Here is a 19,452-nt window from a genome sequence, read left to right on the forward strand (position 1 = left end):
GTTTCGACGATGAAACGCACGGCCGGAAAGCCGCGTTATTGCGCGTTATTCGTTACGTGCGGCGTCTTCCGGCGCGTTTTCAGAACCGTCGCCGGAGGGTTTGGCGGCGTTGTCGCGCGAGACGGCTTGCAGCACGCGCAGTTCGTCGACGGGGATATGGCAGCGGATGCGATGCGCGGACGGCTGGGCACGATCGCCGCCGCCGACCTCGAGGAAGGGCGGGTCTTGCTGCTCGCAGATCGTGCCGAGCTTGCGCGGGCAGCGCGTATGAAACACGCAGCCGGACGGCGGCGATGACGCGCTCGGCAGATCGCCGGACAGACGGATGCGGGCTTTGCTGTCGTGCGTGTCGAGCGTAGGCACCGAAGATAGCAGCGCTTCGGTGTAGGGATGATGCGGGCCGTCGAAGACTGCGGTGGCCGGTCCGATCTCCAGCAGCCGGCCGAGGTACAGCACCGCGATGCGATCCGACAGATAGCGCACCACGTGCAGATCGTGCGAGATGAACACGTAGCTCACGCCGCGCTCGCGTTGCAGATCGGCGAGCAGGTTGAGAATCGCGGCCTGCACGGAGACGTCGAGCGCGGAAGTGGGCTCGTCGCAGACCACTACACGCGGCTCACCGGCAAACGCGCGCGCGATCGCCACGCGCTGTTTGAGTCCACCGGACAATTGACGCGTGCGCGAGCCGAGATAGCGCTCGGGCAAACGCACCGCCGCCGTCAAGGTGGCGAGCCGTTCGTCGATCGCGGGGCCGCGCAGCGCGGTGAGGCGCGACAACGCACGGCCGATCAGGCGCTTTACCGAATGCGCGCGATTGAGTGCCGAGTCCGGATTCTGGAACACGATCTGCAGCGACTTGACCTGCTCGTCGTTGCGTCGCGTGACGCGCGCGGCGAGCGGCGTGCCGTCGAGTTCGAGCACGCTGCCCGCGTCTGGCGTGAGCAGGCCGAGCATCAGTTTCGCGAGCGTCGTCTTACCGCTGCCGGACTCGCCGACGAGGCCAAGCGTTTCACCACTGGCGAGATCGATCGACACGTCGTCGACCGCGCGCAGCGGGGCGCCGGAGACGTGGAATGTCTTCGAGAGTTTTTCCGCGCGTAGCACGAGAGCGGGGCGCTCGCCCTTAAGCAGGCCATTGCCATTCCGGGGCAATACTTCCGCAGTCGCGCGCGGCAGTTCGAATGCCCGTTCGTGATAATGGCAGCGCGACATCTGATCACCGTGCGCCGCGCTCACCCGATACGGCGGCGGTGCTTCACGGCGGCAGCGGTCGTCGGCGAGACGGCAACGGTCCGCGTAAATGCAGCCTTGCGTCACCGAGCCTGGCGAGGGCAGATGGCCCGCGATCGTATCGAGCCGTTCGGTGTCCTTGCTACGCCCCGCGCTCGGCAAACAGCGCAGCAGTCCAACCGTATAGGGATGACGCGGCCGCGCGAACACGTCCTCGGTCGTGCCTTCCTCGACCAGCTTGCCGGCATACAGCACGCCGACGCGCTCGCACATCCGCCCGATCACCGCGAGGTTGTGGCTGATGAACAGCACGGCGGTACCGAGTTCTTCGCGCAGCTGCGCCACCAGGTCGAGCACTTCGGCTTCGACGGTGGCGTCGAGCCCGGTGGTCGGTTCGTCGAGAATCAGCAAGGCCGGGTTCGAGGCAAGCGCCATGGCGATGACCACGCGCTGCTGCATGCCGCCCGACAACTGATGCGGATAGCTGTCCATCACGCGCTCGGGTGAAGCGATGCGTACGCGCTGCAGTATCTCGACCGTGCGTTGCACGGCCTCGTCACGCGAGACACCGGCCGCTTCGAATGCTTCCGTGACTTGCCGCGCGATCGTCAGTGACGGATTCAGCGCGCGCCCCGGGTCCTGATAGACCATCGAAATCGCGTTCGCGCGCATCGTGCGCAACGCGTCGGCGTCGAGCTTCTGCACGTCCTGGCCGGCGATGATGATCTTGCCTGCCTTCACCTTGCCGTTGCGCGGTAAATAGCGCAGCGCCGCCATCGCGACCGTCGATTTGCCGCAGCCCGATTCGCCGACGAGGCCATACGCTTCGCCACGCCGCACGCGAAACGAGACGTCCTGCAGCACTTCGCGATCACGTCCGCGCATCCGGTACGTGACCGTCAGTCCCACAACGGTCAGCGCATCCGTGCGATCGCTCTTCGATACGTCGAAGGCGGGGAACGAGGAGGGCGGCGGGCCGTTCATCGGTCGAGCACTCCTTGCACGCTATCGGCGATCAGATTCACGCCGACCACGAGCGACGCGATGGCTCCGGCTGCGAACACGACCGTCCACCACGCACCGCCTGCCATCAGCGTGTACGACTCGGACAGCGCGAGCCCCCAGTCGGCGGAGGGCGGCTGAATGCCGAAGCCGAGAAACGACAGCGTCGCGACCGCGAAAATGGCATAGCCGAGCCGCACGGTCGCCTCGACGATGATCGGCGGCAGCACGTTCGGCAGAATCTCCGCGAACATGATGTACGGCGCGCGTTCGCCACGCAGTTGCGCAGCGGCGACGTAGTCCAGATGCCGTTCGGCGAACACGGCCGCGCGTACCGTGCGCGCGGTGATCGGCGTGAACGTGATGCCGATCACGAGAATCACGGTGAAGTTCGAGGCGCCGACCGCGGCCAGCGCGAGCAACGCGACGATCACGAGCGGCAGCGCGAGCACGGCGTCGATCGCGCGTCCCACGATGTTGTCGACCCAGCCCTCGAAGTAGCCGACGATCAACCCGAGGGCCGTGCCCGCCGCCGTGCCGAGCAGGGTCGCCAAAGGCGCGATGGTGAGAATGTCGCGCGCGCCGACGATCACGCGCGAGAACACGTCGCGTCCGAGCTGATCGGTGCCGAACCAATGCGTGCCGTCGGGCGGCATCAGCGAGTTGAGCGGATCGGATGCATACGGGTCGATCCGCACGATCCACTGCCCAGCGATCGCACAGACGATCCACCATCCAACGATCAACACACCGACCACAAAGGTGGGCGAGCGCAGCAGCACGCGCAACGGGTCGAAGCGCGGCTCGGTTGCCGCACGTGGCGCACGTGGCGCAGGTGGCGCAGGTGGCGCAGGCGGTGCAGGCGGAGTGGCGGGCGGAACGATGGTGCTCATTCGGCGCTCCTCACCCGCAGCCGCGGATTGAGCAGGACATGCAACGCATCGGCGACGAGATTGGCGACGGTGTAGACCACGCCGATCGTCAGCACGCCCGCTTCGAGCATCGGAAAATCCTTCGCCTTGGCGGCGTTGTAGATCAACGAGCCGATGCCTTGATAGTGGAACAGTGTCTCGACCACCACGAGACCGCCGATCATATAGCCGAGCTGCGTTGCGGCGACGGTGATGGTGGGCAGCAGTGCATTGCGCAGTACGTGCCGCCAGATCACGGTGCGGCGCGGCAAGCCTTTGAGGATCGCGGTGCGGGTGTAGTCCGCGTCGAGCGCTTCGACGGTGCCCGCGCGCGCCATTCTCGCGATGTAGCCGAAAAACACCAGCACCAGCGGCAGCACCGGCAGAATCAGATAGCGCAATTGTTCGAGTGCGCTCGCTTCGAGCGGATACGACGCTTCGATCGGCAGCCAGCGAAGCCACACGCCGAACACCAGGATCAGCACGATCGAGGAGACGAATTCGGGCACCACGGTCGCCGACAATCCGGCGATGCTGATGGTGCGATCGAGCCAGCGGCCCGCGTGCATGGCCGACCACACACCGCCCGCAATGCCGAGCGGTACGACGACGATAAATGCGAGCACGCCGAGCTTGGCCGAATGCGCGAGAGCGTCGGCGATAAACGGTCCGACCGGCTCACGGTACGCATAGGAGAGCCCCATATCGCCGCGCATGAAATGCGTGATCCACTCGACGTATTGCGTCATGAGTGGCCGGTCCGAGCCGAGTTGATGATTGAGCGCGGCGACCGCGCGCGCATCGGCGAGCGGCCCCAGCACTGCGCGGCCGATATCGCCGGGCAGCAACTGGCCGCCCGCGAAGACGATCACCGACAGCAGCCACAGCGTAATCAACGACAAACCGACCCGCGTCGCGAGAAATCGCGCGACGCGGCCGGCGTTGCCGTTCGAGACCGGGGCAGCGGAAGGGGTCACCGTAGTCGACATCGTGAGTTCCTGCCGAAGAAGTGCCGAAGGCCTGTGCGTTCAACGGCTCTTGCAACCAACATTACGCGCTCAACACCGCGCGGTCGAAATAAAGTTGCGCGAGCGCGGTGAAGCGCACGCCGTTCACGCCCTTGCGCATGGCGATCAGCTGATCGTAGAAGAACGGGATGATCACGGGCGTTTCGTCGAGCAGCAGCGTCTGGATCTGCCCGGAGATTTTCCGCTGCGTGCCCAGGTCGACCGCCGCGACGAATTGCGCGACCAGTTGATCGTATTGCGGATTCTTGAAGTGCGCGGCGTTCCACGTACCGGTGCTGGTGAGCGGTGCATTCAGGAACACGTTCGGCACGCCGCGATGACCGTAATCGGTGATGCCGAGCGGCGAGTCGAGCCAATCCGATTTGCCTGGCGTGCCCGCGCCGTAGTACAGCGACTGGCTCTCCACTTTCAGATTGACGCGCACGCCGATCGCTTTCGCCGCGTTCTGCACGACCACCGCGAGATCGGGAATCTCCATGTACTTTTCGGTGGTCAGCGTGACGTCGAAACCGTTCGGCACGCCGGCTTGCGCAAGCAGTTGCTTCGCTTTCGCGATGTCGATCCTGCGTTGCGCGACGCCTGCATCGGACGACGGAAACACGGGTGCGAACGGGCTGTCGTTGCCGAGCTGCGCGCGGCCCTTGAACAGACCCCGCACCAGCACGTCGCGATCGAGCGACAACGCCAGCGCCTGGCGCACGCGCTTGTCCTTGAACAGCGGACTGTCATTGCGCATATGAATCTGGCGATGCGCGCTCGACTTCACGCCGACTGCCTTGTAGTCCGGATTGTTCAGAATGCCGGCGCCGCCCTGCACGGTGAAGGTGCCCATCACGTCGGCCTGATAGCCTTGCAAGGCGAGCATCTGCGCCTGTTCGTCGGCGTAGAAGGAGAACTGTACGCGTTGCGGTAACGCTTTCTCGCCCCAGTAATCGGGGTTGCGCACGAACGATGCGCCGACCTTCGCCTGATACTTTTCGAGCTTGAACGGACCGGTGCCGCTGAAGCTTTTTTCATAACCACCCGCATAGTTCGCGGGCAGGATCACGGCGTTGTAATTGTCCGAAGAAACGTAGTACGGGAAGTTGCCATTCGGTGCGTCGAGATGGAAGGCGACCGTGTGTTCGTCGACCACTTTCGCACCGCCCTTCGATAGCACGCCCTTGAGCACCGAGAGCGCCGCCGAACCGCTCGCCGGATCGGCGAGGCGGTCAAAGGTGGCGACGACGTCTTTGGCGGTGAAGGTCTGGCCGTCGTGGAATTTGACGTTCTGGCGCAGCGTGAAGGTCCACACGTCGCCCTTGTCGTTCGGCTTCCACGACAAGGCCAGGGCGGGCTTCAGCACCAGCTTTTCGCCGTCGTCGTCGATCAGGAATTCGCCGGTCTGGTTCAGCAGCGCGAGACTTGCCGCATCCGTTACGGTGAGCGGGTCGACCGCGCCGGCGGGCGTGAGGTGGGCCACGCGAATGGTCTGGTTAGACGGGCTCGGCGCGCCTTGCGCACGGGCTTGCGGCGCATTCAGCACGCCGCCGCCAACCAGCGACAAACCGATCACGCTCGCGTAGCGCAGCAGATCGCGGCGCGTGATGCGGCCGGCGATGAATTCGTCGATGGCGTGGTTGCCGTAGGCGTCGGCGGGTTGGCGAGCCAGGTCGAGCTCGAGAAATCGGTCCGCGGGAGTCTTCATCGATGGGGTGTCCAGTCCGTTCTGCTGTCGTTTCTGAAGGGCCGCGCCGGATGCGCGACAGGGCGACTTATGGCAATGACGAAAAGCTGCAGCGCTGCAGTAGTGAAAAGCGGTTTCAGTGTAAGCGATTGGCCGCCGGTTCGGAGCGCCTGCTGCGCGCTCCGGTTGCCGTTTGGTGGATAAAAGGGCCGGCGTGTGTCGTCGTCACAACGCTCGGCGGTTGTCGCGCATGGCCCGCGCCAAAGCGGGGGATGCCGCAGCGCGGAAATCGCCGCTACCGGCGCGGAAACCTTACCGATCTGCCGCGAAGGCAAGGTGGTTTTACCGCGCAACCGCACCCGGGCGGCGCCAGCGATGGAACAGCACCGAGCCGATCCAGCACGCCATGAAGGTCGCGACGATGCCATAACCCAGCGCGCCGAAGTGCTCGTTGAGGCTCGCCACCGCGTCCCAAACGCCGCCGTTCAGACCGAGCTTGTCCGATAGCAGTCCCAACGCTTCAACGCCGCCAATGACGATCGCCACCACCGCCGAGACGAACGTGATGCTCGCGTTGTAGTAGAGCTTGCGCTTCGGATCGTCCATGGCCCAGCCGTAGGCGTGAATCATCAGCACGTTGTCGGTCGAATCGACCAGCGTCATGCCGGCAGTGAACAGCGCCGGGAACACGAGGATCGAATAGAGCGGCAGGCCTTTGCCGGCTTCGGACGCGGCAATCGCCAGCAGCCCGATCTCGGTCGCGGTGTCGAAGCCGAGACCGAACAGCACGCCGACCGGGTACATGTGCCAGCTTTTCGTCACGAGCCGGAACATGGGCCGCAAGGCGCGCGACAACAGGCCGGCGGGAGCGACGTTGGCCGCCATTTCGGCAGCAAGTCCGCCGCCGCGTTGGACATGTCGATAGCGGCGGCACACGTCGCGCAGAATCACAAGGTTCACGCATGCCAGCACCAGCAGAAACACCGCCGACACCACAGTGCCGATCGCCTTGAAGGTGTCGAAGCGGCCGTGCAGCGAATGCGTGGTCCACGCGATGCCGATCGTCGCCACAATTACGATCGTCGAATGACCCAGTGAAAACGACAGACCCACGCCGAGCGGCCGCTTGCCCGCCTGCATCAGCTTGCGCGTGACGGCGTCGATCGCGGCGATATGGTCCGCATCCACCGCGTGGCGCAAACCGAAGCCATAGGCGAGCAGCGCGGTGCCGAGCAGCAGCGGATAGTGGCGAAACGCGATCAATGCCCACGCCCACGCGCCGAGATTGGCGGCGATCAGCACGGCATACAGCGTGATGAGGCGAGGGCGCAGCGAAGCGGTCGGCGTCATGAGTGGCGTGAAAGAGGCTTAGTGATCGTGCGGATGTTTGTGAATCGGATCGACCCAGAACACCGTTTCCGGAGCTTCCACCGCGTCGATGTTCAGATTCACCACCACCGCTTCATTGTCGCTGCGCACCAGCACGCATTCGAGCGGATCGTCGGTGCTTGCGTTGATTTCCTGATGCGGCACATAGGGCGGCACGAAGATGAAGTCGCCCGGGCCGGCTTCGGCGGTGAATTCCAGATGCTCGCCCCACCGCATGCGTGCCTGGCCACGCACCACATAAATCACGCTTTCGAGCGCGCCGTGATGATGCGCGCCGGTCTTTGCGTTCGGATGGATCGTCACGGTGCCGGCCCAGATTTTCTGCGCGCCGACGCGCGCCGCGTTGATCGCCGCGGCGCGATTCATGCCCGGCGTTTGCGCGGTATTGCTGTCGAGCTGGTCGCCCTTGATGACCTTGACGCCGTGTTCGCGCCAGTCGATCGGCGCTGGCGCTTGCTCGTCCTTGTAATGCGGGTGTTCGTGATCCTGGCTCATGATGTGTCTCCTCGCGGGCGGACATCCGGGTGCTGGGCACGGCGCCCTCCGGCATTTTTGCACGATCAAAAAACGTGCGCGTTACGTGAGAGCCGCCTGCCGCGTGTCGTGCAACCGCAGGCGGCGTCACGGATGAAAAAAAGCCCATCCACAAGGGACGGGCTTTCGGCTAATTGCTTTCATTGCAACGCAGGTCGCAGCGCATGGTGCGTTACAACCCGCGGCGCTTACTTCTGCTTCGCGTTGATCACGGCTTCCGCGACGTTGTTTGGCGTTTCAGCGTAGTGCTTGAACTCCATCGTGTAAGTAGCGCGACCTTGCGTGGCCGAGCGCAGCGACGTCGAATAGCCGAACATCTCCGCGAGCGGCACTTCGGCGCGCACCAGCTTGCCACCACCGCCGGCGATGTCTTCCATGCCTTGCACCATGCCGCGACGGCTCGACAGATCGCCCATTACGTTACCCATGAAGTCTTCCGGCGTTTCCACTTCGACGGCCATCATCGGTTCGAGTAACACCGGCTTGGCCTTGCGCATCGCGTCCTTGAATGCCATCGAACCGGCCATGCGGAACGCGTTTTCGTTCGAGTCGACGTCGTGGTACGAACCGAAAGTCAGCGTCACTTTCACGTCGACCACCGGATAGCCTGCCAACACGCCGGCCTTCAGCGTTTCCTGAATGCCTTTGTCAACGGCCGGAATGTATTCGCGCGGAATCACGCCGCCCTTGATCGCGTCGACAAACTCGTAGCCTTTGCCTTGCGCCGCCGGTTCGAGCGTGATCACCGCGTGGCCGTACTGCCCGCGGCCACCCGACTGTTTGACGAACTTACCTTCGACATCTTCGATCTTGTTGCGCACCGTTTCGCGGTAAGCCACCTGCGGCTTGCCGACGGTCGCCTCGACGCCGAACTCGCGCTTCATCCGGTCGACCAGAATCTCCAGGTGCAACTCGCCCATCCCGGAGATGATCGTCTGGCCGGATTCTTCATCGGTTTGCACGCGGAACGACGGGTCTTCCTGCGCGAGACGATTGAGCGCGATGCCCATCTTCTCCTGGTCGACCTTGGTCTTCGGCTCGACAGCCTGCGAAATCACCGGCTCCGGGAAGATCATCCGTTCAAGAATGATCACGTGCTGCGGATCGCACAGCGTGTCGCCGGTGGTCGCTTCTTTCAGGCCGACTGCCGCGGCGATGTCGCCTGCGTAGACTTCCTTGATTTCCTTGCGCTCGTTCGCATGCATCTGCAGGATCCGGCCGAGGCGTTCCTTCTTCTCCTTGACCGCGTTGTAGACGGTGTCGCCCGAGTTCACCACGCCCGAATACACGCGGAAGAAGATCAGCTGGCCGACGAACGGGTCGGTCATGATCTTGAAGGCGAGGGCGGAGAACGGGTCGTCGTCTCGCGGATGACGCTCGATTTCCTTGTCGTGTTCGTCGTGGCCCGTGATAGCGGGAATGTCGACCGGCGACGGCAGATAGTCGATCACGGCGTCGAGCATGGCCTGCACACCCTTGTTCTTGAACGCGCTGCCGCACAGCATCGGCACGATCTCGTTGGCGATGGTACGCACACGAATGCCGTGCTTGATTTCCTCTTCGGTCAGCATCCCGCCGTGCAGATATTTGTCGAGCAGTTCCTCGCTCGCTTCAGCGGCGGCCTCGACCATCTTGTCGTGCCATTCCTTCGCGGTAGCCGCGAGCTCTGCCGGGATGTCGCGGTACTCGAATTTGATCCCCTGGTTCTCTTCGTCCCAGTAGATCGCCTTCATCTTGACGAGGTCGACCACGCCCTGGAAATGATCTTCCGCGCCGACCGGAATCTGGATCGGCACGGCGACGCCCTTCAGGCGGTCGCCGATCTGCCGCTGCACGCGGAAGAAGTCCGCGCCCACGCGGTCCATCTTGTTGACGAACGCGATGCGCGGCACCTTGTACTTGTTCGCCTGACGCCACACGGTTTCGGACTGCGGCTGCACGCCGCCGACCGAGTCGTACACCATGCAGGCGCCGTCGAGCACGCGCATCGAGCGTTCCACTTCAATCGTGAAGTCGACGTGGCCCGGGGTGTCGATGATATTGATCCGGTGTTCGGGATAGTTGCCGGCCATGCCCTTCCAGAAGGCGGTGGTGGCCGCCGACGTGATGGTGATGCCGCGCTCCTGCTCCTGTTCCATCCAGTCCATCGTCGCAGCACCGTCGTGAACCTCGCCGATCTTGTGGGTCACGCCTGTGTAGAACAGGATGCGTTCGGTGGTGGTGGTTTTGCCGGCGTCGATGTGAGCGCTAATGCCGATATTCCGGTAGCGCTCGATGGGAGTCTTGCGGGGCACGTGAACCTCCTTGAAATGGCGCGCCTGAAACGCTTGCCGGGCGGCAGTCTGTGCTACCCGGGGAGCCTCTTTGCTGCTTTACTAAGAATACTAGGATAGCGCGTCGGCCCGTCTTTTGCAGGAATCTTGCCAGCCGCGCGTGACGGCCGGCCGGCATAGGCTTAACGGACGGCGCGGACCTCCGCCGTGCGATGCCGCGCACTGCCACGCAGTTCCTGTTGCGCGCAGAATGCAAAAAGCCGGCGCCTCCTCGAAGGCACCAGCTCTTTCCAAAAAGCGGCCGCTGAAGGCGCGGCGGGATGTTGTCGCGGTTGGCGCTTTTATTGCGCGGCCGGCAAGCCCCGGATTTTCATCCCCGGTTTGATGCCTTTCGACGAGAACCAGCCCTTGCTCATTTCCAACGCATACACGCCGTTGTTCTTCGGGCAGTGATTGTTGGTGGTCTCGGCCTGCATTTCGTCGATGTCGGTGACCGTGCCGTCGGCGCGCATGAAAGCGATCGACAGCGGGATCAGCGTGTTCTTCATCCAGAAGCAATGCACGGCGTTTTCGTTGAAGACGAACAGCATGCCTTCATTCGGTGCGAGGGTCGTGCGATACATCAGACCTTGTTCGCGGTCGGCGTCATTCGCGGCGACGGCTGCGTCGATCACGAACATGCCCGCCGTCAGCTTTGCACGCGGAAAGTCGCCGGGCTGCTTCGCGCCGGCCGGCATCTGTTGCGCATGAGCGGGGGCAGCGGTGGTCGCGGCGAACGACATCGCGGCGAGCGGCAGTGCAACGGCAACAGCGAAACGCGCCATCAACGAGCGCAGGGGAAATCGCACGGCTTGACTCCTTCCTTGGAAATTAACTCGCGAATGTTACGCGAGCGCGTCAAAAACAAAAAGGCAGATCGCCTTGCGGTGATCTGCCTTTCAACGCCGTAAGAACGGCAATGAAGCTAGTTCTTGACTGCGTTTTTACAACAAACTTACTCCGAAGCGCCCGAAGCAGCAGCAGCTGCTGCTGCCTTCTTGTGCGACTTCTTGTGAGCGTGCTTCGTGGTCTTCTTTGCCGACGAAGCTGCTGCCATCGGAGCTGCCGAAGCTGCTGCCGGTGCCGAAGCTTGTGCGAATGCTGCCGTTGCGAAGAGGCCAGCGACCAGAGCGGCGATCAGTTTGTTCATTTTGTAAATCCTCAGCTTGAGTTAATTAACCAAATGACCCGGTTATATGTAGAGTCATGTCGGTAAACGTGCCATCCACCTTTCGGTTGACAGCCGCATCGAACAATTTTTTCGACACGTCTGCTTAGCGCTCAGACTCCCCGTACTCGCCGCGCGTGCGGTTTGTGCAAAGGCCCTTAAGGCTGAATGCCGGATAGCTTCGGGCGGCATCTGCGTCGAATAACGCGTGAGCTCGCACACTGGTTGACGTGATTTTTGTGGAAAATGTATATGCCGGCGGGCTGATGCAAATGAATGGCGGCGCAGTGATCGCGAACGCAATTGTTTCACGCGTTCTTCATATTGGTTTCACGCGCTATTTTGTTTGCGGATACAACGAGTTAGCTTTTTCTCTATGGGTCGGAATGCGGGTTTGATGCGCGTTCGGTACAGACGTGGCGCACAGGCAAAAACGTTTAGAGGATGCCTTCCCATGGCGCGTTCAGCGGCAATTCAACCCACTCGCCCGGTTGCAGCCCGAGCGAAAAAATATCGAGTGCGCCGATACCGGCGCGTACGAGGCGCAAGGTCGGAAAACCGACCGCCGCGGTCATGCGTCGCACCTGACGGTTTTTGCCTTCGGTGATCGACAATTCGATCCACGTAGTGGGAATCGCGGCGCGATAGCGGATCGGCGGCGTGCGGGCCCAGAGCGAGTCGGACGGCTCGACGTAGTCGGCGCGACAGGGCCGCGTTACGTAATCGCCGAGATCGACGCCGCGCGCGAGCTTCTTCAACGTGGCGTCGTCAACTGCGCCTTCCACTTGCGCCCAATAACGTTTGACAAGTTTGTGACGCGGCTCGGCGATGCGCGCTTGCAGCGCGCCGTCGTCAGTGAGAAGCAGCAGCCCCTCGCTATCGGAGTCGAGCCGGCCCGCCGGATAGACGCCGGGCGCTTTCACCCAGTCGGCCAGCGATGCTCGCGTTTCGTGCGGCGAAAACTGACAGATGGTGCCGAACGGTTTGTTCAGGGCGAGAAGTCGCATAAGGAAATCGATGAAGGTCGAGCAGTGTAGGCTGCGGCGGGGACTTGCCACGCAGGCCGGGAGAGGCGCCAGCCCGGTAGTAAATGGCGGAATAATAAAGCATAATGATTTGCCGCAAGTCATATGTCTTATATAAGATATAAGAACATATAAGAAGAAGCAGCCTTGCTGGTTTTTGATTTTCGACAATGTTGGAAAACACCGAGCCGCTACGGACTCGGTGCTGTGTCGGCGTGGGCTAGAATAAGCGACCAGGCCGCTCGCGGCAGGCTGCCCGCGGCCGTCCAGCATTGCGCGCAGCGAGGAGCACCCAGTTTCCGCAGTCTCCCACCAGCTTTCAGCACAGCTTTCACTGGAGTCCGATCATGCCGTATCAGCACATCAAGGTTCCGACCGGCGGTGACAAGATCACTGTCAACGCAGATTTCTCGCTCAACGTTTCCGACCAGCCGATCATTCCGTATATCGAAGGCGACGGAACGGGCCTCGACATCACGCCGGTGATGTTGAAAGTGGTGGATGCCGCAGTAGAAAAAGCGTACGCAGGCAAGAAGAAAATCCACTGGATGGAAATCTACGCCGGCGAGAAGTCGACCAAGGTGTACGGCCCGGACGTGTGGCTGCCGGAAGAAACGCTGCAGGTGCTGAAGGAATACGTCGTTTCGATCAAGGGTCCGCTCACCACGCCGGTCGGCGGCGGCATCCGTTCGCTGAACGTCGCGCTGCGTCAGGAACTCGATCTGTATGTCTGCCTGCGCCCGGTGCAGTATTTCAAGGGCGTGCCGTCGCCGGTGCGTGAGCCTGAGAAGACCAACATGGTGATCTTCCGCGAGAACTCGGAAGACATCTATGCCGGTATCGAATGGCCTGCCGAGTCGGAACAGGCGAAGAAGGTCATCAAGTTCCTGCGCGAAGAAATGGGTGTGAAGAAGATCCGCTTCCCGGAAACCTCGGGGATCGGTATCAAGCCGGTGTCGCGCGAAGGCACCGAGCGTCTGGTGCGCAAGGCGATCCAGTATGCGATCGACAACAATCGCCGCTCGGTCACGCTCGTGCACAAGGGCAACATCATGAAGTTCACGGAAGGCGCTTTCCGCGACTACGGTTATGCATTGGCGCAGAAGGAATTCGCCGCGGAGCTGATCGACGGCGGTCCGTGGATGAAGATCAAGAACCCGAAAACGGGTGGCGACGTCGTGCTGAAAGACGTGATCGCCGACGCATTCCTCCAGCAGATCCTGCTGCGCCCGGCCGAATACGACGTGATCGCCACGCTGAATCTGAACGGCGACTATGTTTCGGACGCGCTGGCCGCGCAAGTCGGCGGTATCGGGATTGCGCCGGGCGCGAACATGTCGGATTCGGTCGCCATGTTCGAAGCCACGCACGGCACGGCGCCGAAGTACGCCGGCAAAGACTACGTAAATCCGGGGTCGGAAATTCTCTCGGCCGAAATGATGCTGCGTCACATGGGCTGGACTGAAGCGGCCGACCTGATCATCAAGTCGATGGAAAAGTCGATTCTGCAAAAACGGGTCACGTATGACTTCGCGCGCTTGATGGAAGGCGCGACGCAAGTGTCCTGTTCGGGCTTTGGTCAGGTGTTGATCGAAAACATGTAAGCGAATTGCGCCGGCTTCTGCGGCGCGAAAATAAAAAACCCCGGCACCGTTAGGCGGCCGGGGTTTTTTCTTGTGCGCCCAGCATGGGCGCACTCCAGTGGGTGCAAGTCCCACCGCAAGTTGATCATAGCGAGCGAAGCGAAACGCAACTGCATGAGGGCGACAGAGTGTGGGGAGGAAGCGTGGAGCGAAACTGCGAGCCGATGGACAAGAACCCGATATGAGGCGTTGCCGATCAGGGCGAGCGGGCAAGTGACTGCAAAGCGCTTGTGATCAAGGAGCGGTGACGTAAATCCGGCGGTTATGCAGCGAAGGAGTGCGTTCTTACCTGGGGAGATCTCGCCTCGAGCCTGAAAGGGTAACGGTGTCGAGCCGGAGCGAGAAGTCAGCAGAGGCCGAAGTGTGCGCTGGGCAGCGCGTTGTTCCGGAGGGTTGAAGTCCCTCTGGCGCTCGGATGAGGGGCGCCATATCCGAAAGCGGGGGTAATGCCTTGCTGGCCGGAGAGAGGTGGGAAGGTATGGAGACGTCTAACCGGGCACGAAGGCGAAAGCCGGAAACGGACAAGGCGGACCTGAAGCCATCATCTCGCAGTACTCCGGAGGGCAGGGTGTCCGCCGCGAGGCGGAATCCGAAGGGCATGAGGAGAAGTACCGGGCCGTAGTCGATGGGGGCTGCCCCGATGACGAACCGGTCGGCCAAAGGTGGGGTAAGGTCGAGCCTGCACTATGGAGGCGAAGGCGTTCTCATTCACCCACCGCACCAAGGTGTTTGCGGACGGCACGGTACGGAAGAACAGCGTGTGACCCCAGGAGAACTGGCACAGTCCGCGGGTGGCACCGCGGGAAGTGAGCCTATAAGCGAGGAGCGAAGTGGCGAGCGGTGCTGTGTCAGTAGTCGGACGGCTGAGTAGTACCTGAAGCGTGGCTAAAACCACGTGACCGAGCGATCGGCGACAGAAGTGGGTCGGGGAAGGCAGCCGGCGAAGATGATTGGGAAGAACCCGGACGGCAGTGAGTAAGGACACGGAGGAGGATCAGTTCCATGAGCGAAATACCCGTACATCCGCGCCCGAGGAGACTGTCTGACTGGATCAACCCGATGGAAGCAAGGAAGGTCCACTCATTAATTGACAAGGTTTATCAACGGAAGAATCTGGAAGTCGCCTGGGAGCGAGTCCGGGCCAACCGGGGTAGTGGCGGTGTCGATGGAATCAGCGTGGCAGACTTTGCCGAACAGGCGGACCAGCATCTGGACCGTCTGCAGGCAGAACTGCGTGCGCGGACCTATCAGCCGCAACCGGTCCGGCGGGTCTCGATCCCGAAAGTCGGCAAACCGGGGGAGTTCCGCAATCTCGGCATACCGTCGATTTACGATCGCGTATGTCAGCAGGCGCTGCTCAACCGTCTGGAGCCGATCTTCGAGCCGGTATTCGACGAGGCCAACTTCGGGTATCGGCGAGGGCGATCGACACACGACGCTTTGCGCAAGATCTGGAGGGAGATCGAGGGCGGCAGGGAATGGATTGTTGATGCTGATCTGAAGGACTTCTTTGGATCAGTTGACCATGACAAACTTCTGTCGCTCATTGCCCAGCGCATCGCTGACGGTCGGGTACTAAGCCTGATCAAGGCGATGCTTAAAGCCGGTAGTTTCGGCAAGGGTCGTCTCTTTCCGAGCGAGCGTGGAACGCCGCAAGGTGGGGTAGCTTCACCGCTGCTCAGCAATATCCTCCTGACGCCGTTTGATCGGGAGATGCGGCTTAAGGGCTACCAGCTTACCCGTTACGCGGATGACTGGGTGATCACCTGTTCATCCCAGGCAGAAGCGCGCGCAGCCATCGCGGCGGCGACGAAGATTCTGAGCGCACTGGGTGTGCAACTCCATCCGCAGAAGACGCGGATCGTGCATGTCCGGTTTGGATTCGAGTTTCTCGGCTACAAGATCAAGCGTGGGCGGCAGTTATCGCTGCCCACGGCCAAAATCCGCAGTGGCGCCCGATCGGGTGCGCTGTACGCGTACCCCCGGGAGAAATCGGTCCAGCGTTTCATGGATCAGGTGCGTCGTCTTACAAAGAGATGTGTGCCGCTTCGAACGCGGGAGCTGATTGGACGGCTCAATCCCATCCTGCGGGGCTGGGGGCACTACTACAAGCGCTCCCACGTCCGGCGAATCTTCAACCGGCTCAACCGATGGATCGTGCGGCGTATCTGGTCGCATCGATTCAAGCGCTGGCGCAATATGGGCTGGAAGGTCTTGCCCGAGGCGCGGCTCTATGGCGAGTTCGGGTTGGTCAACCTTGTGCAACTGATACCTTCAATTGCGTCCCAGCATGCTGCATCTTCGTGAAAGCTGCATGCCGGAAAACGGCACGTGCAGTTTGAGCGGCGGACGGAGGCCAGCGCGTCAGCGCGCCTCCTCCGACCCAACAGTCACAGGATAGGCCGGTGAGGCTAAGGCTGGCGACGAAGGGCCTGTTCAACGTTATGTCGATGCGGCAGGCAAGGCGTGGCACCACTATCTACCGGGAACGGCGTGCGCTGGGTGCATCGGATGACGTTGCGCGACAGGTGGCGGCCAACAGTCGCCACTGGTGGCGCAATAACGACCGGGAAATCAAGCGCGTGCTCACACGATTGCGTACTTCAACCGGCTCGGCGCGCCCAGCCTCTCATAACCTCAACTTTCTGAACCGCCCGGTGCGGACCCGCTCGCCGGTGATGTGGCAGGGGGGCAGTCATATATGTCTGCCCCCTATGCCGATTGACAGCGTCCAAACCCCATGCATGCCAACTGCAAATTCCCGACGTCCCCGATCAAATATCCGATCCTCGTTCGGGAAATTTCGCATCCTCGCTTCGGACCGATATTGAGGCGTTCGCCGCGTAGTGTCGGGTACTTTAAGCCCGTCGCAAAATCGCGCCTGCTGGACAACGAGGCGCGCCCCCACTTGACTCCTCAATCCAAGTACCTTGCCTTCGAGTGACAAAACGATGACTCATAAAGAACCCGTTGCCAATGTGTATGTCGCCACCCCCAGTTATGGCGCGGTCGTGACGACCGACTACGCGCTGGGACTTCTCGACCTCTACGACGAGGCGGCTCAACAAGGCTTCGGCTTGCGCGTCAACTTCAACAGCTTCGACAGTCTGATCACTCGCGCGCGCAACACCATGGTGGCGGAATTTCTCGCCGATGCCCGCTTCACGCATCTGATGTGGATCGATGGTGATATCGGCTTCAAAGGCGCGGATGTGGTTCGCCTATTGCACTCCGATCGGCCGGTGGCGGCCGGCGTCTATCCGCTGACGAACGATGGGTGGCCCGCCGCCGGTCTGGAGCAGGCCCTCCCGGCCGGTTCGACGAAGGCCGATTTTCGCGCCCGCCACGCCATGTATCCCGCCATAGTGCGCGGAGAGGGTCTGGAAACCGACGCTGACGGCTTTCTCGACGTTCTCTATGCGCCCACCGGCTTCATGCTGATCAAGCGAGAAGTCTTTCTCGCGCTGATACAACGGTTTCCTGAGCTTCATTGCCGTTCGAGGCTCGCGGGTCGTCCGGAACTGGATACGGGTGAGCCGGCGGCATTCCTCTACACGTTCTTCGACACCATGATCGATCCGGAATCGCGGCTGTATCTGTCCGAGGACTATGCGTTTTGCCGCCTCATCTCCAGCATCGGTATCACGCCAGCGGTCGATGCGCGGTCGAATCTGCGCCACCAGGGCATTGCGGTGTACGAGGGCGATCTCGCTCGCAGTCTGGCGCTACAACGTACGATGGCGGGTCGTCATGCGTCCGCCAACGGGTGACTATCGAAAGCTTTCGGAAAGAAAGGCGGGTGTCCAGTATTTGAGACATTCGCTTTGTCGACGTTTCAGACCACGGTAGCCGCAGTGGCACTCCGCCTCAAATTAAGTGTTGCTGGTAAACGCGTTTGAATTTTGTTAACTTCGGCGAACCCATTGCGCCGGAGTCCAGATGAAGTGTGTTGTAGAGCTGAGCGAAGCCGAGGAAAAGACCTTGCAACAGATGTCGTTGAACCACCAGCATCGCGACATGCGCATCCGGGCCGCGGGCGTGATGATGCTCGGCCGCAAGATCAAACTGACTGAAGTGGCTGCGCAGCTCAGCGTGAGCGGGCAGTCGGTCTACAACTGGGCGCGCGCGTGGCGGGAATCCGGCATATGTGGGCTGCTGGTCGGTCATAAAGGCGGACGTCCCCGTTCGTTGTCTGAAGCCATGATCGCCACCGCCATCGAGGCGGCCAGCGCCGAATTGATGACGCTCAGACAGATTGCGCAGCGCGTTGAAGAAGCTCATGGTGTGCCGTTTCCCTGCCGCCTGGATACCTTGTCGACTGCGCTCAAACGAGCGGGGTTTTCCTACAAGCGTGGTCGCTATTCGCTCAAAAAAAGCGTAACCCCGAGGAGTTCGCCGTGAAGGCCTCCACCCTCGCGAAGCTACAGCAGGCCGCACTCGACGGTGCGTGCCAGCTGTTCTACTTTGATCAATCGGGGTTCAGTGCTTCGCCCCCGGTGCAGCGCGGCTGGTCGCCCATCGGCGAACCGCATCGTGTGTTCCCGCAACCGCACTGCAAACGCTCCGTCCTTGGTGCACTGGATTTCGGCGCCAACCTGCTGACGTATCACACCAGCAAGACCACGATCAAACGCCCCGATGTCGTGCAATTCCTTGAGCAGATCGCGCGGAAAAGCACGCCCGGTCTGACGACCGTAGTGGTGCTCGACAACGCCTCGATCCATCACAACATCGATCAGGAAACAATCGACCGATGGTTTCTCGAACATCGCATGGTGCTGTTCTATCTGCCGCCCTACAGCCCCGAACTGAATCTCATCGAAATCCTCTGGAAGCACGCCAAGTATCACTGGCGCGGCTTCGTCACCTGGACCAAGGAAACCATCGATGCCGAGGTCAAAAAACTGCTCGACGGATTCGGCTCAGATTTTCAAATCAGATTTTCGTGAACACTTAGAACGCGCTACCCAAAAAAAGAAACCCGGCACGAAGCCGGGTCTCAAAGGACGGGTAACGAACAGTTTCAGGCAGGTGCCTGGATGTTCGATGCCTGTTTGCCTTTCGGGCCTTGCACGACCTCGAAGGTTACTTTCTGACCTTCCTTGAGGGTCTTGAACCCATTCATCTGGATGGCCGAGAAGTGTGCAAACAGATCCTCACCACCTTCGTCAGGCGTGATGAATCCGAAACCTTTTGCGTCATTGAACCATTTGACCGTACCAGTTGCCATTCCAACTTCCCCTGTAACTCATGTCACTACCACGAGCCCTCGAAAAGCTCGACGACCGCGCGATGCAGCCGCTCCCTCCTCACAAGCTCACCATCGGCATTTTTTCGATTTATGGCTCAGTGAAAAAAGTGCCAGCTTGATTGTTGAGGCTCTTTATTCGAGTGTCAAGAAAATTTTGAGATGTCGTTGTCGCGTTGCAAACAGGCGTTTTCCAGGGTTTTTCCCGCTTTTGTTTTGTTATGTGCGGTTGCCCAAGCGTGCCGTCTTGAAAAGTCGCATAATCGACTCACATGCTGTTCTGCGGGTCGCAC

General features: G+C 61.4%; 16 protein-coding genes. 5 read left to right on the top strand and 11 right to left on the bottom strand.

The genetic code is table 11. From position 1 onward, the window contains the following. Positions 1–45: 45 nt before the first annotated feature. The 10 genes from B0G76_RS02640 to B0G76_RS02685 all read right to left on the bottom strand — a co-directional run bounded on the left by B0G76_RS02640 (position 46) and on the right by B0G76_RS02685 (position 12,250). The gene (locus B0G76_RS02640) at positions 46–2,217 is read right to left on the bottom strand and encodes an ABC transporter ATP-binding protein (RefSeq protein ID WP_120289886.1); all 2,172 of its coding nucleotides are present in this window, start codon (positions 2,215–2,217) and stop codon (positions 46–48) included. Further along, a complete protein-coding gene (locus B0G76_RS02645; RefSeq protein WP_120289888.1) occupies positions 2,214–3,128 on the bottom strand; it encodes an ABC transporter permease in 915 nt (304 codons plus the stop codon). The genes B0G76_RS02640 and B0G76_RS02645 overlap by 4 nt, the downstream gene beginning before the upstream one ends. Beyond that, entirely contained in the window at positions 3,125–4,135 is a 1,011-nt protein-coding gene (locus B0G76_RS02650; RefSeq protein WP_120289890.1) for an ABC transporter permease, read from the bottom strand. The genes B0G76_RS02645 and B0G76_RS02650 overlap by 4 nt, the downstream gene beginning before the upstream one ends. Before the next feature lie 61 nt (positions 4,136–4,196). Further along, a complete protein-coding gene (locus tag B0G76_RS02655; protein ID WP_120289891.1) occupies positions 4,197–5,861 on the bottom strand; it encodes an ABC transporter substrate-binding protein in 1,665 nt (554 codons plus the stop codon). A gap of 321 nt (positions 5,862–6,182) precedes the next feature. Next, on the bottom strand, positions 6,183–7,190 hold the full coding sequence (locus B0G76_RS02660) for a HoxN/HupN/NixA family nickel/cobalt transporter (protein ID WP_120289893.1): 1,008 nt from the start codon (positions 7,188–7,190) through the stop codon (positions 6,183–6,185). 18 nt (positions 7,191–7,208) lie between these two features. After that, on the bottom strand, positions 7,209–7,724 hold the full coding sequence (locus B0G76_RS02665) for a cupin domain-containing protein (RefSeq protein ID WP_120289895.1): 516 nt from the start codon (positions 7,722–7,724) through the stop codon (positions 7,209–7,211). Between the two features lie 227 nt (positions 7,725–7,951). Further along, positions 7,952–10,057: an elongation factor G gene (gene fusA / locus B0G76_RS02670; protein WP_120289897.1), complete on the bottom strand. Its 2,106-nt coding sequence runs from the start codon at positions 10,055–10,057 to the stop codon at positions 7,952–7,954. A 320-nt stretch (positions 10,058–10,377) separates the two neighbouring features. Continuing rightward, a complete protein-coding gene (locus B0G76_RS02675) occupies positions 10,378–10,884 on the bottom strand; it encodes a DUF192 domain-containing protein (protein ID WP_120289899.1) in 507 nt (168 codons plus the stop codon). Positions 10,885–11,030: 146 nt separating this feature from the next. Continuing rightward, positions 11,031–11,225 (bottom strand): hypothetical protein, encoded by a 195-nt coding sequence (locus B0G76_RS02680; protein WP_041758551.1) that lies wholly within the window; start codon positions 11,223–11,225, stop codon positions 11,031–11,033. Positions 11,226–11,680: 455 nt separating this feature from the next. Beyond that, complete coding sequence (locus B0G76_RS02685; RefSeq protein WP_120289901.1) at positions 11,681–12,250, bottom strand: pseudouridine synthase; 570 nt, start codon at positions 12,248–12,250, stop codon at positions 11,681–11,683. 365 nt (positions 12,251–12,615) lie between these two features. Between B0G76_RS02685 and icd the strand changes: the two genes are divergently transcribed. The 5 genes from icd (at position 12,616) to B0G76_RS02715 (ending at position 18,860) form a co-directional block, all read left to right on the top strand. Then, a complete protein-coding gene (gene icd, locus B0G76_RS02690; RefSeq protein ID WP_120289903.1) occupies positions 12,616–13,872 on the top strand; it encodes an NADP-dependent isocitrate dehydrogenase in 1,257 nt (418 codons plus the stop codon). A gap of 1,041 nt (positions 13,873–14,913) precedes the next feature. After that, positions 14,914–16,218 carry a group II intron reverse transcriptase/maturase gene (ltrA, locus tag B0G76_RS02695; protein WP_120289905.1) on the top strand — a complete coding sequence of 435 codons (1,305 nt, stop codon included), beginning with the start codon at positions 14,914–14,916 and terminating at the stop codon, positions 16,216–16,218. A gap of 644 nt (positions 16,219–16,862) precedes the next feature. Beyond that, the gene (locus tag B0G76_RS02705; RefSeq protein WP_120289907.1) at positions 16,863–17,681 is read left to right on the top strand and encodes a hypothetical protein; all 819 of its coding nucleotides are present in this window, start codon (positions 16,863–16,865) and stop codon (positions 17,679–17,681) included. 169 nt (positions 17,682–17,850) lie between these two features. Beyond that, positions 17,851–18,312, top strand: a complete 462-nt coding sequence (locus B0G76_RS02710) for a helix-turn-helix domain-containing protein (RefSeq protein WP_259460486.1) — start codon at positions 17,851–17,853, stop codon at positions 18,310–18,312. Further along, the gene (locus B0G76_RS02715; RefSeq protein WP_120289909.1) at positions 18,309–18,860 is read left to right on the top strand and encodes an IS630 family transposase; all 552 of its coding nucleotides are present in this window, start codon (positions 18,309–18,311) and stop codon (positions 18,858–18,860) included. Before B0G76_RS02710 ends, B0G76_RS02715 begins: the two co-directional genes overlap by 4 nt. A gap of 74 nt (positions 18,861–18,934) precedes the next feature. Here the strand turns inward: B0G76_RS02715 and B0G76_RS02720 are convergent, their stop codons facing one another. Next, on the bottom strand, positions 18,935–19,141 hold the full coding sequence (locus B0G76_RS02720; RefSeq protein ID WP_007180614.1) for a cold-shock protein: 207 nt from the start codon (positions 19,139–19,141) through the stop codon (positions 18,935–18,937). Between the last annotated feature and the right edge of the window lie 311 nt (positions 19,142–19,452).

The organism is Paraburkholderia sp. BL23I1N1 (assembly GCF_003610295.1).
In the GTDB taxonomy this organism is placed as follows: Bacteria; Pseudomonadota; Gammaproteobacteria; order Burkholderiales; family Burkholderiaceae; genus Paraburkholderia.

Coding starts and splice junctions, on each gene's coding strand:
- B0G76_RS02640 (WP_120289886.1), bottom strand. CDS start 2,217: ATGAACGGCCCGCCGCCCTCCTCGTTCCCCGCCTTCGACGTATCGAAG.
- B0G76_RS02645 (WP_120289888.1), bottom strand. CDS start 3,128: ATGAGCACCATCGTTCCGCCCGCCACTCCGCCTGCACCGCCTGCGCCA.
- B0G76_RS02650 (WP_120289890.1), bottom strand. CDS start 4,135: ATGTCGACTACGGTGACCCCTTCCGCTGCCCCGGTCTCGAACGGCAAC.
- B0G76_RS02655 (WP_120289891.1), bottom strand. CDS start 5,861: ATGAAGACTCCCGCGGACCGATTTCTCGAGCTCGACCTGGCTCGCCAA.
- B0G76_RS02660 (WP_120289893.1), bottom strand. CDS start 7,190: ATGACGCCGACCGCTTCGCTGCGCCCTCGCCTCATCACGCTGTATGCC.
- B0G76_RS02665 (WP_120289895.1), bottom strand. CDS start 7,724: ATGAGCCAGGATCACGAACACCCGCATTACAAGGACGAGCAAGCGCCA.
- B0G76_RS02680 (WP_041758551.1), bottom strand. CDS start 11,225: ATGAACAAACTGATCGCCGCTCTGGTCGCTGGCCTCTTCGCAACGGCA.
- B0G76_RS02685 (WP_120289901.1), bottom strand. CDS start 12,250: ATGCGACTTCTCGCCCTGAACAAACCGTTCGGCACCATCTGTCAGTTT.
- icd (WP_120289903.1), top strand. CDS start 12,616: ATGCCGTATCAGCACATCAAGGTTCCGACCGGCGGTGACAAGATCACT.
- ltrA (WP_120289905.1), top strand. CDS start 14,914: ATGAGCGAAATACCCGTACATCCGCGCCCGAGGAGACTGTCTGACTGG.
- B0G76_RS02705 (WP_120289907.1), top strand. CDS start 16,863: ATGACTCATAAAGAACCCGTTGCCAATGTGTATGTCGCCACCCCCAGT.
- B0G76_RS02710 (WP_259460486.1), top strand. CDS start 17,851: ATGAAGTGTGTTGTAGAGCTGAGCGAAGCCGAGGAAAAGACCTTGCAA.
- B0G76_RS02720 (WP_007180614.1), bottom strand. CDS start 19,141: ATGGCAACTGGTACGGTCAAATGGTTCAATGACGCAAAAGGTTTCGGA.